Consider the following 14,890-nt stretch of genomic DNA (forward strand, 5'->3'; position numbering starts at 1 on the left):
CAACGTTCGTAATTTCGAACAATGATCGAGGTGTCGCGCAAGGGAGTGGGGAGAGTGATCGCCATCTGCTTCCGACGGGCGTCAGTTCCGCACGAGGCCGCCGGTGGCGCCGGTGTTCCAGTAGACGGTGTAGTTGTGGCCGTGCGCGTCGTGGAACGGGCCCAGGCCGACGGTGGATCCGTTGGCGGTGGCGGTGAAGGCGAGCGACGTGTTGCCGGTCCGTCTGATCGAGGACGTGTCCAGCGCCGGCAGGGAGTTGAGCGCGGAGTCGCCGTAGTCGCCGGACAGGACCACCGGGCCGTAGGTGATCGCGGCGACGTTCGCGTCGTCGTTGGCCGCCCGCATGACGACCCGCATGGGCAGGCGGACGGTGACCGTGTCGCCCGAGGTCCAGGAGCGGGTCAAGGTGGCGTAGTCGCCGGGCGTGGTGGAGATGTTCTGCGCCGCGCCGTTGACGCTGACGGTGGCCCCGGAGGTCCAGCTCGGGATGCGGATGCGCATCGCCCAGGTTCCGCCGACGTTCCCGGTGACCCGCAGGGTCGTGGTGTCGCTCACGGGATACGTCGTCGTCTGGGTGACGGTGATGCCGCGCTCCGACCAGTTGAGTACCGAGGGCACGAACAGGTTCACGATCAGCGTGTCGTCACTGCGGTAGTAGAGGGAGTCCATCAGCCTGGTGTGCATCTCCAGGCCCGTGCCCTGGCAGCACCAGAAGGTGCCGTAGTCGGTGCTCCACGTGCCGCCGCCCCACGCCGGGCCCACACCGCGTCGGCCTCCCGGGTTGAGCGGGGTGAAGTAGGTGACGTGGCCGTGGTCGTCCGCCGGGTTCTGCTGGCCGATCATCTGGTTCAGCCACGCCTGCTCGTAGTAGTCGAACAGAGCGGCCCGATTCGGGTCCAGTGCGAACAGCTCCCGGGTGAGCGTGAGCATGTTGAAGGTGTTGCAGCTTTCGCACGTGTCCTTGTTCAGGTAGCCGGCGATGGCGTTCGGGGCGCGGAAGTGCTCCGCCTGGCTGTTGCCGCCGATGGCATACGTGTGGTTGTTGACGCAGAAGTTCCAGGCGTTGGTGGCGATGTCCCGGTACCGAGTGGTGCCGGTGGCCTTGTACTCGCGGGCGGCCCCGATCCACTTGGGTACCTGCGTGTTGGCGTGCAGTCCGCTGAGCTGATCCCGGTTGGCCGCCAGAGGGTCGAACACCGCGGCGTGATCGAACCGTTGGGCGACGGTGAGCCACCGCGCGTCGCCCGTCTGCTGGTAGAGATCGGTCAGCACGGTGTTCATGCCGCCGAACTCCGTCTGCAGCATGGCCTGCATCTGCCGGCCGCTGAGCCGGCCGGTGCGCCGGTCGACCCACCCCGCCAAGGAGAGCAGGACGTCACGGGCTTGTGTGCTGCCGATGTGGCGCCAGACGTCCAGCAGGCCGGTCAGGGTCTTGTGGATGGTGTAGTACGGCACGTTGCCGTTGCTCAGGGTCCGCTGCTCGAGGGCGGTGAAGTCGGACTCGGGGTAGCCGGAGAGATACCCGGCGCCGAAACCGGCGGCACTGTTATTGGCCTGGCATCTGGCTAACTCCGCAACCATATGGGTTGCCTTGTCCCGGCAGACGGTGTCCCCGGTGACCGCGTAGAGCTGTGCCCACGCCGTGAGGAAGTGTCCTTGGGCGTGGGTGCGGAAGGGGAACGTCGGTGCGTCCCAACCGCCGTTCGCGCTCGCGCCTTTGGTGGACAGGCGGTGGTTGGCGCGGAAGTTGTACAGCAGCCGGTCGACATCGACGAACCGCAGGTAGTTCCGCGTACGGTCCTGGTTGTCCAGCCAGCGGCCGGCGGTGAGCCGGACCTGGCTGAGCGCGAAGGGATGCGCGAGCACCCCGATGTCGGCCCTTGCGGGAGGGACGGCCGCTCGGGCATGCGATGCGCCGATGAAGGAACCGGTGGCCGACGCGGCGGCCGTGGCCCCGGCTGCTCGCAGGAGACGCCGTCTGCTGACGGAGGAAGACATCTCGCACCTCTCGGTGGGGGGAAGGTGACTGCTTGGTCTTCGGTGCGTTCGCTCACAGGTCGGACGGTCGGGCGCGACGCGTCACGTGCTCATCCGTTGGGTCTCGGTTCGATCAACCCTCTCGAGTGATACATGGGATGGATTAACGGATACGGACGTTGCTCTTGTCTAGTCTCGCGACACGAAAGACTTTGCTACTTGCGGGTTTTCGTCCGGTTCACGCCTCTGACGTCGCGTCAAACATGGGACATCAGGAGTTCGGACGCCTCCTGCCGGCGGGCAGGGGCTACGCTGTGACGTGCCAGGAGGACACATGGAACGCGGTGAAGTCTGGTGGGTCGACTTCGACGAGCGACGCCCGGTCGTCCTGCTCTCGGACGAGGAGTCGTCAGGGTTTCAGGCGATGCAGGTCGTTGCGCCGGCGGGAATCGACATCAGCGGCCTGGGCGTTGAAGTGGCCATAGGAGCCCCGGAAGGACTGCCCTTCGAAGGCGTGCTGCGGTTCGCGCTCCCGCGTCCGGGCTTCACCCCGTGCACATGGCTGACCACCGTGGCCCGGGACGACCTGATCGAGCGGGCGGGCGTGTTGTCCTCCGTGAAGCTCAGCGAGGTCGGAGAAGCCCTCCGTGCCGCTGGAGAGACGAGGGAGTGGACCCCGATGACGGCTGCCAGGATCAGCGAGATCAAGGATGCCCGCCGTCTCGAAGGACTCGAGTAGCGGACGCCTGTGCTGCCCAGGGTCAGAGCGGGGTCCCACCGCGCCGGATGGCTCAGCGGATGTGCTTCGCCGGCTTCGTGGCGGCGTTGAGGAGGTACTCCAGGGGGCCGCGGCGGAAGAAGCGGGACCAGATCGCGGCGAACACGGTCGCCCCGAGGACGAACAGGAGCAGCGGCACCCATGATTGCTGGGTGCTGGTCCCGGCGGGTATCGACAGCGCGGACTGTGCGACGAAGTGGCCGACGTAGGCGGTCAGGGACATCGTGCCCACGGCGATGACCGGTTTCGCCAGGCGGCGCAGTCGCGGCAGGCGGTCCATCGCCACCGTCGCGCCCACGATCACGAGGATCGCGACTCCGACGCTGCCGATGATGTCGAACGTGGTGCCGCTGTGCGGCCCGGCCGTCAGGAGCGACGACGCCGGCATGTCGGGGAACGACCCGCCGTCGGGTGGCACCGATCCGCTGTCGAGGGGCAGTGACCCGGAGCCGCCGGAGGACGATCCGTCTTCCGCCATGCTCCGCAGCGCGCCCTTGCCGGCGAGCAGCAAGGACATGCCGTACGCGGCCACCGTGAGCGTGGCGCCGAGCGCGGCCAGGCGCCGCCGGACGGTGCCGGAGGACAGGTCGAGGCGGCCCAGCGCCATGCCCGCGATCACGAACGACATCCACGTGAGCGCCGGGTAGAAGCCCGTGAGCAGCAGATCGAGCACTCCCACCTCGCTGAGGCGGCGGAGCGGGTCGTAGGCGTTGATGCTCTGCTGGATCGAGTCGGTCAGCAGCGAGGTGAGGACGAACGCGAGCTGCGGTGTGACGAGGGCGAACGCGGCCGCGGTGATCGCGAGCGTCCTGGCGCGCAGTCGCACCAGGGGCAGGGCCAGCAGGAAGTAGACCCCGTAGAAGCCGAGGATGATCACTCCCCCGTACTCCATCGCCATCACGGTGCCCAGCGCCAGCAGGACCACCGCGCGGATCGCGATGCGGGCCTTCGCCTGCCGGCCGGCCAGGCCGGTCTTGGGCTCGCGGCGGCCGGCGAGCAGCATCAGTGAGAACCCGGCGAGGGTGGCGAAGAGGACCGACGAGTGACCGTCCGATATGTACCGGATCCAGCTGCCGACGCCGCTCGTGGCGGACAGCGGGGGGCCGATGTGCACGACGTACATGCCGAACACCGCCAGCGCGCGGGCCAGGTCCACCCCGACGAGGCGTCCCATCGACGCACCGGGTGAGGCGGGCGCGGCGGACTCGGGGGAGGTTCGGGGCGGCGGAGGCGAGTTCTCCGGCGGAGCCGGCGTCTCCTGCGGTGGCTGTGTCTGTGTCATACGGAGAACCTCGCGCGGCCGTCGGGGGACCGGCCATCCGGCAGCCTGCGGTAACGCCCCCGCCGATCGGCGGGTACCGCCCTGCCGACCGGCGGCGTCTCGTCCCGGGCTCGTCCGGTGCGAGGGGATGGCTGTCTTCTTCAGCCACTCGGCGGGGGTGGACCCGACAGGTGCCGGATGGGCGCGGGGCGGACGGGCTTCCAGGCTGGAGGCATGAGGCCGGCCCCCGGCAGACTGCGGAAGAAAGGAATGCCGTGAACACCGCATCCGCCCCGAGGACGGATGAGACGTCCCTGTCCGCCCGAGGAACGGTCAAGGCACTGTGGGCGTACGTCCGGCCGCACCGGTGGGCCGTCGCCCTCGGACTGCTGTGCGCCCTGGTCGGAGCCGCCGGAGGGCTGCTGCAGCCGCTGGCCACGAAGATGCTGGTGGACCGGCTGGCGTCCGGTGGGACCATCGCCGGGATTTTGATCGCGCTCACCGTGCTGGTGCTGCTGGGCACGGCGGTCGAGGCGTTCGGCGCGTATGTGCTGGAGCGGACGGCGGAGTCGGTGGTCCTGGCCGCGCGGCGCACCCTGGTGGGGCGCTTGCTGCGGCTGCGCCTCGCGGAGTGGGAGCGGGTCCCGCCGGGTGATCTGATGTCCCGGGTCACCTCGGACACGACGCTGCTGCGGGCGGTCAGCACCCAGGCGGTCGTCTCCGCGGCCACCGGCGCGGTGGCCTTCGTCGCGGCGGTCGTGATGATGGCGTTCCTGGACGTCGTACTGCTGGGTGTGACGCTCGTGGTGGTCGTGCTGGTCGGCGGGGCCGTCGCCCTGGTGATGCCGAAGATCGCGCGGGCCACCGAGCGGTCGCAGGAGGCGGTCGGGGAGATCTCCGTCGCGCTGGAACGGGCCCTCGGGGCGTTCCGTACGGTGAAGGCGTCCGGCGCCGAGGAGCGGGAGACCGCCCGGGTGGAGGCGGCGGCGCGGCGGGCGTGGCGGCACGGTGTGAAGAGCGCGAAGTGGGAGGCGGTGGCCGGGTCGGCCGACGAACTCGCCGTCCAGCTGGCCTTCCTCGCGGTACTCGCGGTCGGCGGGGCGCGCGTGGCGTCCGGGGAGATTCCCGTCTCCACCCTCATCGCGTTCCTGCTGTACCTCTTCTACCTGATCGAGCCGGTGGCCAAGCTGGTCGACGCCGTGTCCTCCTATCAGGAGGGGGCGGCCGCGATCTCCCGGATCGCGCAGGTGGAAAGCCTGTCGACGGAGCCGACGGAGCGTACGGAGACGGCCCGGCGGGAGGGTGTCCTGCCCGAGCAGCGGGCAGCGCTCCCGGGGCCCGCTTCGGTCCGCTTCGAGGACGTCTCCTTCCGCTACGGCGCGGGCCTGCCGTACGTCCACCAGCAGGTGAGCTTCGAGGTGCCGGGCACCGGGATGACGGCCTTCGTGGGCCCCTCGGGGGCGGGCAAGTCGACGGTGTTCGCGCTCATCGAGCGGTTCCACGAGGCGACCGGCGGCCGCGTGATGGTCGACGGCAGGGACGTGCAGGACTGGTCCCTGTCCGAACTTCGGTCTGCCATCGGCTATGTGGAGCAGGACGCTCCGGTGCTGGCCGGCACGCTGCGGGAGAACCTGGTGTTCGCGGCGGCCGGTGCGACGGACGACGACATCCGCGACGTCCTGGCCCGGACGAAGCTCGACGCCCTCGTCGAGCGCCTGCCCCACGGCCTGGACACCCCGGTGGGCCACCGTGGTTCGAAGCTGTCGGGCGGCGAGCGCCAGCGCATCGCCATCGCCCGCGCCCTGTTGCGCAAGCCCCGGCTGCTGCTCCTGGACGAGGCGACCTCGCAGCTCGACGCCGTCAACGAGCTGGCGCTGCGGGACGTCATCTCGGAGGTGGCCCGCGAGACCACCGTGCTGGTGGTGGCCCACCGCCTGTCGACGGTGACGGGCGCCGACCGGATCGTCGTCATGGAGTCCGGTCGGGTCCGCTCGGTGGGCACGCACGAGGAACTGGTGGGCCAGGACCGGCTGTACACGCGGCTGGCGGCCACCCAGCTCCTGGCCCCCGCGTGAGGGGTGGGTCAGTCCGCGCTGAGGGGAATCCGCAGCCGCACCCGGTAGCCGCCCTCCGCGGTCGGGCCCGCCTCCAGGGTGCCGTGCAGGATCTCGGCCCGTTCCCGCAGACCGACCAAGCCCTGCTGCGAACCGGGCAGGGTCAGGGAAGGACGGGTGGCCGCCGTGTTGGTGACGGTCACTCCGACATCGTCGCCGTCGTGCCACAGCTCGACGCGTGCCGTGGCGCCGGGGGCGTGCTTGCGGACGTTGGTCAGCGCCTCCTGGACCGTGCGGTAGAGGGCGCGTTGGGTGGGTGTGCCCACGGCGGACGGAAGTTCGCCGGAGAGCTCCGCGTGCGTGCCGCTCGACTCCACCAGTTTGCGCAGGTCGGCCAGAGTGGGCTGAGGCGTCAGCTCGGTGGCGTGGCCGCCGGCGGCGCGCAGCAGGGTGACCATGGTGCGCAGTTCGTCGAGGGTGGTGACGCTCAGCGAACGGATCGTGCGGGCGGCCTCCTTGGCGTCCGCGTCCTTGGTGGCGACTTGGAGGGCTCCGGCCCGTACGGCGATCAGGCTGACCTGGTGGGAGACCACGTCGTGCATCTCGCGGGCCAGTTGGGCGCGTTCGCGGGCGAGCACGGCCTGGGCGTGCAGGGTCCGCTCGTGCTCCCTGGCCTCCTCGATCTCGGTCAGCCGCCGCGCCAGGTCCCGTTGCGCCTGGAGGAGCTGGCCGAAGAGGACCGGGGCGGCGCTGGTCGCCAGGCCGTACACGAAGAAGACCAGGGTCATGGTCCGGTCGACCTCGGCCAGGGGCCAGGGCGTACTGCTCGCGACGGCCGACAGGGCGACGCACACCGCGAGGAGACGACGGTTGCGGGAGCGTTCGGCCAGCGTGAACAGCGCCACGAGCACGGCGACGGCGACGTCCTGCATCAGCGCGATGGGCAGGGTGAGCAGGAAGACGCCGAGCGGGAACCGGCGCCGGAAGGCCAACGCGGCACAGCCGACCGCGCCCAGCGCGACACCGAGGCGCGTGTGCTCCCACATGTTCAGCCACACGTCCACGCCCGCCAACGCAGCCAGGACGACGTCGATGACCGGCGTGGGAACCCGCCGCCACACGGCACGTGCACGGCTCATCGGCCGGCCCTCGACCGCGGGTGCTCGTCGAGCAGTCCGGCCCGCTGCGCGAGCAGCGCGGCCCGCACCCGGCTCGTCACCCGCAGCTTCGTGAGGATCGCGCTGACGTGGTCCTTCACCGTGCCGGCGCCCAGGTGGAGGCGTGCCCCGATGTCGGCGTTCGACAGGCCCTCCGCCACCAGGACGAGGACGTCGCGCTCCCGCGCGGTGAGCAGCCGGACGCGGGCTGCCTCCTCGTCGACGGCCGCCTCGGTGCCGGGGTGACTGTGCAGCAGGCTCCGCGACGCCTTGGGGGAGAGCACCACACCGCCCGCCGCCAGGGTGCGCACCAGGTGGGCGAGCTGCTCCGGCTCGGTGTCCTTGAGGAGGAATCCGGCCGCGCCCGAGTTCAGCGCGGTCAGGATGTACTCGTCGGCGTCGAACGTCGTCAGCATCGCCACCACCGGAGCGTCCGGCCGCGCCCGCAGCTCTCGCAGAACGGTGAGTCCGTCGACGTCCGGCATCCGGATGTCCAGCAGCACCACGTCGGGCCGCTCCCGACGGACGGTCTCCACGGCCTCGCCGCCGCTCGCGGTCGCGACGACCTCGATGTCCTCGGACGCGCCCAGAATGAGTTCGAAGCCAGAGCGGACCAGTGCCTCGTCGTCCACCACCACTACCCGGATCACGTGCTCCGCCTCACCTTCGTCCATGCCGTCCGGCCCATGCCGTCTCGACCCTAGAGCCCCGCAGAGCCCCAGTGGCCCGGCGGGCGGCAGCTCCAGCCACACGGCGGGGTGGCACCCACCATTCGGCAGGGACACCGCAGGCTTGTGCCGGATGGTCCATGATCGGCTCCGGTCTGGAACGACGGTCCTCAGCTGCGAGGTTCGGTGCCGGGGGCGGCGCCCACCGCCCCACGCCGGACCTTTCCCATGGAGTTCTTCGGCAGCGCGGAGACGAAGTCGACCGCGGTGGGGACCTGGTGGGGGAGGAGACGGGCGCGGCAGTGGGACGTCAGTTCCGCCGCGGGCAGGGGAGCCAGGGTGACGACCGTGGCCCGGACGCGTTCGCCGGTGTCGCCCGTCTCCTCGCCCCAGACCACCGCTTCGGCGACCGACGGGTGGGCGAGGAGGGCCTGCTCCACCTCAAGGGGGTTGACCTTCTTGCCGCCCACGTTGATGAAGGAGTCCTTGCGGCCGACCAGGTGCAGGTGGCCCTCCGGGTCGAGACGGGCCACGTCGCCGGTGGCGTACCAGCCGTCGCGAAAGGCCCGCCGGGTGGCCTCGGGGTGGCCGAGGTAGTGCGTGAACATCGCCGGAGTGCGGACCAGCAGCGCCCCCTCCTCGCCCGTCGGTACCTCCTGCCCTCGTTCGTCGACGACACGGACCTGTACGCCGGGCAGGGGACGGCCCACCCCGCGGTCCGCGCCGGGCCCGTCCCCGGGCCGGTGCGCGGCGATGACTCCGGCCTCCGTACAGCCGTAGACCTGCTGGACCTCCAGTCCGAGTCGCTCCCGGGCCCGCTGTGCCACGGCCGGCGGCAGGGCGGCCCCCGAGGAGAGGCACAGCCGCAGGGTGCGCGGCGGCCGCGCGGGACGGGAGCCGGCGGCCGCGCGTGTCGTCAGGTCGTAGACCATGGGCGCGGCGACCAGCACCGTGCAGGCGTGCTCGTCCAGGGCGCTCAGGAGCCGTGCAGGGGTGAAGCGGCCGAGGAGAACGAGCTGTGCCCCGGCCCGCAGCGCGGTGACCAGTCCGGCGACCATGCCGAAGGAGTGCAGCAGCGGGACGGCGGCCAGGACGCGGTCGTCCCCGGTGACGCCGTAGGCGCGCGTGTAGATCTCGCCGCCGTTGACGAGGTTGCGCTGCGTGTGGACGACCGCCTTGGGCTCCCCGGTCGAGCCCGAGGTGTACTGGTACAGGAAAGGGGCGTCGGGTGCGGCGGTCTGTGGTTCGTCGTCGGCGGGCTCCGGGGTGGACCGCTGCCGTGCCGGCCGGTGCGCGGTGCCGTCCGGGGTGTCCACGGGGACGAGGACGCAGTCGTCGAGCGGGTCCTGTGTCTCGCCGCCGTCCGGCGCGTCCTGTTTTCCGTCGTCGCGGAGCGCGTGGAGTCTCGCCTCGTGTGCCGCGACGAACAGGTGGCCCGTCGCGGCCCGCAGGGCGGCCAGTTGGGGCCGGGTCGTGCCGGGTTCGAGGGGGACCAGGCGTGCCCCGAGGCGCGCGGCGGCGAGGAAGGCGATGACGCATTCCGGGGTGTTCTCCAGGAGCAGCGCCGCCGTGCCGTGCGGAGTGAGGCCGAGGGAGTGCCAGCGGCGCGCGGTGGCCCGCACCCTCGCCTGTACATCCCCGTAGGTGAGGACCTGGTCGCCGCAGCGCACCGCGATGGCGCCCGGGCGGGCGCGGGACGCGCTGTCGAGCAGGTCGTGCAGGGTCGCGGGAACGGGTGCCGTCCCGGTACCGGACGTGGTGGCCATCGCTCACGCCCTCCTCTCGGCGGCGGACAGCAGACGCGGTTCGTCGGCGGGGTCGCCGTCGGGACGCTGGTGGCGGAAGTACCGGTCGTACAGGCGGCGGTAGGCCCCGTCACGGGCCAGCAGGGTCGTGTGGTCGCCTTCCTCGATGATCCGTCCCTCGTCGACCACGACGATCGTGTCGGCCTTGCGGACGGTGGGCAGCCGGTGGGCGACGACGATGGTGGTGCGCTCCTTGGCGAGGGCGTCGAGGCCCTCCTGGATCTGTGCCTCCGTCAGGGGGTCGATGCTCGCCGTGGCCTCGTCGAGGATCAGCACCGGCGCGTCCTGGAGGAAGACGCGGGCGAGGGCGACGATCTGCCGCTGGCCGGTGGACAGGTTGCGGCCGCCCTCGTCGGTGGGGGTGTCCAGGCCCTGCGGAAGCTGGGCCAGCCAGTCGCCGTCCGCCACCGCGCGTGCGGCGGCCTCGACATCGTCGCGGGTGGCGCCCGGCCGCCCGCGGGCGATGTTGTCCGCGACCGTCCCGGAGAAGAGGAACGGGGTCTGCGTCACCACACCGAGGCAGCGCCGGTACTGCTCCAGGTCCAGGGCGCGTACGTCCTGCCCGTCGACCTCGATGCTTCCCTCCTGGAACTCGTACGCGCGCGTGATCAGCCGCACCAGGCTGGACTTGCCGGCGCCGGTGTGGCCGACGAGCGCCACCGTGCGGCCCGCCGGCACGGTCAGGTTCACCCCCTTGAGGACGGGGTGCCGGGCGTCGTAGCCGAAGCGGACGTCGCGCAGCCTGATCTCGCCGCGCAGGCGCGGGACGGGGAGGCGGTCGCGCTGACGCACCGCGGGCTCGCGGTCGACGAGTGCGAAGACCCGTTCCCCGGCGGCCAGGCCCTGCTGGAGCTGGCTCCAGAAGGAGGCGATGCTGGTGAGCGGCGACCAGAACAGGGCCAGCGCCTCCAGGAACAGCACCCACTGGCCCGCCGACACGCTGCCGGAGTCCACGCCGTGGCCGCCCACCAGGACCACGGCGACCGTGCCCAGCCCGGTCAGCGAGATCAGCAGCGGGAAGATGCCGCTGAACATGCGGTTCAGTCGCACGCTCGCCCGGAACCAGCGGTGGTTGACCTCGTCGAGTCCGGCTTGCGCGGCCTGCTGATGGCTGTGGTTGCGTGCCACGGCGATGCCGCGCAGGGTCTCCTGCACGTAGCCGTTGACCTCGGCCAGTGCCTCCTGCTGCCGCAGCGAGGCGCTGCGCGCGGCGCGCCGGAAGGCGAGGCTGACGGCGACGACGACCGCGGCGACGAGGGTCGTCACCAGGGCCAGCGGCACGTTGATCAGGAACAGCGCGGTCAGCAGGATGACGATCATCAGGACCTGGCCGAGCAGGCTGAGCACCAGACTGATCAGCGTCGCGAACGCCTGTGTGTCGTTGGTGATCCGGCTGACCACCACACCGGTGGCGTGGGTGTCGTGGAAGGTCATGTCCTGTCGCATGGCCGCCTCGAACACGCGTCGGCGCAGGCTGAGGACGACGTCGCTGACCAGGGTTCCGGCCATCCGCTCCTGGAGATACGTGAACAGCCAGGCGATCGTGCCCGAGGCGAGGATGGCCGTCACCAGCCAGGCCAGCCGGCCGTCGCCGTCGTCGCTCAGGGCGGAGTCGACGGTTCTGGCCAGCAACAGCGGTACGGCGCTGCCCGCTGTCGCGGCGACGACCACGGCGACGGCCACGAACGCCACCGTGCCGCTCCTGCCGCGGAAGTAGGGGGCGATACGGCGGGTCAGCTCGCGGTCGCGGTAGCGGCGGTCGTAGCCGTCCGGCTCGATGCCCTCCAGCAAGTGCGCCATCAGTGGCTCTCCTCCTTGGCGTCCACGGTGCGCGGGCCGGCCGCGGCGGGCCCGTCCAGGTAGGGCGCGAAGATCCGGCGGTAGAACGAGCAGTCCCGCAGGAGCTGTTCGTGGCTGCCCTGGCCGACGATCCGGCCGGCGTCCAGGACGAGGATGTGGTCCGCGGCCCGGATGCGGGACAGCCTGGGTGTGACGAGGAACGTGGTGCGCCCGGCCGAGGCCTGCCGCATGGCGCGCTGCAGATCGTGCTCGGTGACGGCGTCGACGGCGCTGGTCGCGTCGTCCACGGCGAGGATCCGGGGATCGGCCACCAGCGCGCGGGCGATGGCCAGGCGCTGGCGCTGTCCGCCGGACAGGGTGACACCGCGTTCGCCGAGGACGGTGTCGTAGCCCCGCTCGGTCGCCGTGATGAAGTCGTGGGCCTGGGCGGTACGGGCCGCGGCCTCCAGCCCGGCCCGGTCGGCGCCGCTCTCCGCGCCGAGCGCGAGGTTCTCGGCGATGGTGCGGGAGAACAGCACCACGTCCTGCTCGACGACCGCGATCTGCGAGCGCAGCGACCCGGTGTCCCATTCCGTGGTGGCGACCCCGTCGATCAACACGCGTCCCTCGTCAGGGGCGTAGGTGCGGTTCAGCAGGTGCAGCAGCGTGGACTTGCCGCTGCCGGTGGCGCCGACGACGGCCACGGTGCTGCCGGGAGCGACCCGGAACGACACGTCGGACAGCACCGGCTTGCCGGGTTCGTAACCGAAGGTGACGTGCTCCATGGCGACCTCGCCGGTGAGCGGCGCGGTGTGCCGGCCGCCCTGCTCGTCCTCGTCGTCCGGATCGTCGACGACCTCTTTGACGCGCTGGGCTCCGGCCATGCCGAGGTAGATGAGCCCGATGCTGAAGGAGGCGAGTTGGGTGGGCGCCCGCAGGGTGCCCATCAGCCCGAGTACGGCGACGAGTTCGCCGATGCTCAGGGAACCGCCGCGCAGCAGGACCACGGCGTGCACCAGGGCGCCCGCCGTGGCCAGGGTCAGCAGGAGCGGGGGCAGGGACAGCGCCTGGGTGCGGATCTGGCGCACGGAGGCGTCGCGGTAGGCCGTGGCCAGTTCGGTGAACCGGGCGCGCTCCTGGTCGACGCCGCCGGTCGACTCGACCACCTCGACCCCGGCGACGCTCTCGGTGGCCTGGGCCGTCATGTCGCCGAAGCGCTCTCGGGCCAGGTCCGACACGGGCTCCAGGCGCCGCCCGTGCTCGGCGAGGGCCACCGCGAACAACAGGACGAAGAGGACCGGGGACAACAGCAGCCGCGGATCCACCAGGGCGATGAAGATGATCGGCATCAGCACGTTGAGGGCCAGGTCGACCGCCATGTCGAAGCCGGGCGACACCATCAGGTTCAGGGACTCCGCGTCACCGGTGGCACGGGCGGACAGGTCGCCGACCCGCCGCCGGTTGAAGTAGCCCTGGCTCTTGCGGAGCAGACTGGCGAAGACCCGGGCGCGCGCCTGGCGTTCCAGCCCGCTGGCGAAGGTCTCCAGGCAGTAGGTGGCCACGATGCCGCCCACCGCCCGGACGACCACCAGCGCCAGCAGACCGGCGACGATGGCGTGAAAGGCGCCGAAGTCGGGCGCGGTGCCGCTGTGGTCGAGGACCGCGTCGAAGGCCAGGCCGACGACCAGGGGGATCGCCGCGTTCAGCGACTGCCACACGAGACTGCCCAGCAGATGGAGGGCGATGTACGGCCGGAACGGCCGCATCTGCGCCAGCAGCCAGCGGGGCACGCTGTCGTGCGCGCGGGCACCGGAAGCGGCGCCGTCCGGGCCCGCCGTGTCGGCCGGATCCTTCCCCACGGGGACGGTCTCGGCGGTCATCGGCACTCCTTCTCTGGGGTCGGCGGCCGGGCCACATCCGGAACCGGCCCGGTCCGGAAAAAGCGTCGGCCCATGGTTTTCGGCCATCGTTTCTCGTATTTTGCGGCTCCCGGCGCGCAGGGTTTTTCAACCCGCTCAGAAAATGTCACAGGGGCGTCGACGGGTGCCACGGGAAGCGGTCGCTGCTCTCCGCTGCGTTCTGCGGGCATGCCGCGTGCCGGACCTCCGAACAAAGCGCCGGTCCACGGGCCGAGGCCGGTGGGTGATCATCCGGCGTGTGGTGGGGTGGCGTGGCCGGGATGACGACGCACCTGGTGGGACGGGTATCGCCCCTGCTCGGATGGTGTCTCGGTGGCGTTCTGGGTCGGGGTTCGGGCTGCGGCATGGGGCTTTCCCGCGCCAGTGCAATGGAGTGCGGGCTTGCCGTGGCATGGAAGCTACTTGTTTTTCGAGAAAAACGAAAGCCTGCCTCTGAGGCATGAAAATCCGGCGAGTAGGTGAAAATTAAACAGTGAGTGGATTGGGTGCGCGGCGGGCATTGTCGAGGCGAGTCGGCCGTTCCGGCGGACCCGTGCGGAATGGTTGATCCGGAACGATTCGTCTGGGTACCGTGAGCGTCGTTGTTGAGCATGAGTCGCTATTGCGTATCCATGGCAACTCGGCCTTGTTGTCGGCCGGAACGGGGGCAGTGCGTTCTCCGGGGGCCAGAGGCGCATGGCGGCAGTGAGGAGGAGTACGAGTGAGCCAGACGCTGTGCCACCCCCCCTGTCAAGGAGACCAGCTCGTGGTGACCACTCTTGTGCGCAACGGAATCCTGCGGCTCGGGCTGCGAGCCGTGCTGTCGGGCGCCCCTTCGGTGGGCGAGGTCAGACACTGCGGTGACTGGAAGGAGGTGGAGGACGCCCTGGGCGCGGGGCGCGTCGATGTCCTGTTCCTGCACGAGGACGACTACGTCCGCGATCGTGGGGTGCTCGCCGACGACCGGCGCCGACGACCGAAGTTACTGCTGTTACTCAGCAGTACCGACGTGCGCGAGGAAATTCTCGCCGGGCCCTCGGTTCCCGACGGGTTCCTGGTGGAGGACGAGTTGACCGCCTCCGCGGTCGAGGACGCACTCCAGCGGACGTTGGCGGGGGAGGTGCCCATGCCCACCTCCGTCACCAGAGGACTGCTGCACCGCGTCCGTGAGTCGGGACAGCACCGGCAGCGCGAGGTCTCCCTGACCGCCCGCGAGAACGAGGTGCTGCTCCTGCTCGCCGAGGGGATGAGCAACAAGCAGATCGCCCGGCGCCTCGGCATATCCAGCCATGGCGTCAAGCGGATCGTCGCCAGCCTGTTGCTGAAGCTGGGCGCACCCAATCGGACCGCCGCCGTGGTGACGGCCATACAGAACGGTCTCATCACCTGCTAGCCGGCCTCACCGGTCGGGCGGACGTCCCGCCACGCGCCCGGTCACCGCGCCCGCCGACTTGGGCTTGCCCACGCGCGCGGCCTTCTCCTCGGCCTCGTGCTCGCGCTCCTCCTCCTCTTC

General features: G+C 70.9%; 9 protein-coding genes and 1 pseudogene. 3 read left to right on the forward strand and 7 right to left on the reverse strand.

The annotated features are described in order from the left end of the window. Window positions 1-96: 96 nt before the first annotated feature. A pseudogene (locus ABZ948_RS25290) lies at window positions 97-1,998 on the reverse strand (beta-L-arabinofuranosidase domain-containing protein); the annotation flags it as partial. Window positions 1,999-2,311: 313 nt separating this feature from the next. On the opposite strand from ABZ948_RS25290, the gene ABZ948_RS25295 reads away from it, so the two are divergent. Then, window positions 2,312-2,716 (forward strand): type II toxin-antitoxin system PemK/MazF family toxin, encoded by a 405-nt coding sequence (locus ABZ948_RS25295; protein ID WP_359763130.1) that lies wholly within the window; start codon window positions 2,312-2,314, stop codon window positions 2,714-2,716. Between the two features lie 52 nt (window positions 2,717-2,768). Here ABZ948_RS25295 and ABZ948_RS25300 read toward each other — a convergent pair whose 3' ends face one another. Further along, complete coding sequence (locus ABZ948_RS25300; RefSeq protein WP_359763132.1) at window positions 2,769-4,037, reverse strand: DUF418 domain-containing protein; 1,269 nt, start codon at window positions 4,035-4,037, stop codon at window positions 2,769-2,771. Between the two features lie 254 nt (window positions 4,038-4,291). Between ABZ948_RS25300 and ABZ948_RS25305 the strand changes: the two genes are divergently transcribed. Further along, entirely contained in the window at window positions 4,292-6,091 is a 1,800-nt protein-coding gene (locus ABZ948_RS25305; RefSeq protein ID WP_359763134.1) for an ABC transporter ATP-binding protein, read from the forward strand. An 8-nt stretch (window positions 6,092-6,099) separates the two neighbouring features. On the opposite strand, the gene ABZ948_RS25310 is transcribed toward ABZ948_RS25305, so the two are convergent. The 5 genes from ABZ948_RS25310 to ABZ948_RS25330 form a co-directional block, all read right to left on the reverse strand. Further along, a complete protein-coding gene (locus tag ABZ948_RS25310; protein ID WP_359763136.1) occupies window positions 6,100-7,209 on the reverse strand; it encodes a sensor histidine kinase in 1,110 nt (369 codons plus the stop codon). Continuing rightward, on the reverse strand, window positions 7,206-7,901 hold the full coding sequence (locus ABZ948_RS25315; RefSeq protein ID WP_359763138.1) for a response regulator: 696 nt from the start codon (window positions 7,899-7,901) through the stop codon (window positions 7,206-7,208). The genes ABZ948_RS25310 and ABZ948_RS25315 overlap by 4 nt, the downstream gene beginning before the upstream one ends. A gap of 164 nt (window positions 7,902-8,065) precedes the next feature. Beyond that, on the reverse strand, window positions 8,066-9,661 hold the full coding sequence (locus ABZ948_RS25320) for a class I adenylate-forming enzyme family protein (RefSeq protein WP_359763140.1): 1,596 nt from the start codon (window positions 9,659-9,661) through the stop codon (window positions 8,066-8,068). Window positions 9,662-9,664: 3 nt separating this feature from the next. Further along, on the reverse strand, window positions 9,665-11,500 hold the full coding sequence (locus ABZ948_RS25325; protein WP_359763141.1) for an ABC transporter ATP-binding protein: 1,836 nt from the start codon (window positions 11,498-11,500) through the stop codon (window positions 9,665-9,667). Continuing rightward, window positions 11,500-13,359 (reverse strand): ABC transporter ATP-binding protein, encoded by a 1,860-nt coding sequence (locus ABZ948_RS25330; protein ID WP_359763142.1) that lies wholly within the window; start codon window positions 13,357-13,359, stop codon window positions 11,500-11,502. The genes ABZ948_RS25325 and ABZ948_RS25330 overlap by 1 nt, the downstream gene beginning before the upstream one ends. Before the next feature lie 784 nt (window positions 13,360-14,143). Between ABZ948_RS25330 and ABZ948_RS25335 the strand changes: the two genes are divergently transcribed. Beyond that, window positions 14,144-14,770 (forward strand): LuxR C-terminal-related transcriptional regulator, encoded by a 627-nt coding sequence (locus tag ABZ948_RS25335; protein WP_359763144.1) that lies wholly within the window; start codon window positions 14,144-14,146, stop codon window positions 14,768-14,770. The last annotated feature ends 120 nt before the right edge of the window (window positions 14,771-14,890 follow it).

It is taken from the genome of Streptomyces olindensis (assembly GCF_040645895.1).
Classification (GTDB): Bacteria; Actinomycetota; Actinomycetes; order Streptomycetales; family Streptomycetaceae; genus Streptomyces; species Streptomyces olindensis.

Coding starts and splice junctions, on each gene's coding strand:
- ABZ948_RS25330 (WP_359763142.1), bottom strand. CDS start 13,359: ATGACCGCCGAGACCGTCCCCGTGGGGAAGGATCCGGCCGACACGGCG.
- ABZ948_RS25310 (WP_359763136.1), bottom strand. CDS start 7,209: ATGAGCCGTGCACGTGCCGTGTGGCGGCGGGTTCCCACGCCGGTCATC.
- ABZ948_RS25300 (WP_359763132.1), bottom strand. CDS start 4,037: ATGACACAGACACAGCCACCGCAGGAGACGCCGGCTCCGCCGGAGAAC.
- ABZ948_RS25295 (WP_359763130.1), top strand. CDS start 2,312: ATGGAACGCGGTGAAGTCTGGTGGGTCGACTTCGACGAGCGACGCCCG.
- ABZ948_RS25320 (WP_359763140.1), bottom strand. CDS start 9,661: ATGGCCACCACGTCCGGTACCGGGACGGCACCCGTTCCCGCGACCCTG.
- ABZ948_RS25315 (WP_359763138.1), bottom strand. CDS start 7,901: ATGGACGAAGGTGAGGCGGAGCACGTGATCCGGGTAGTGGTGGTGGAC.
- ABZ948_RS25325 (WP_359763141.1), bottom strand. CDS start 11,500: ATGGCGCACTTGCTGGAGGGCATCGAGCCGGACGGCTACGACCGCCGC.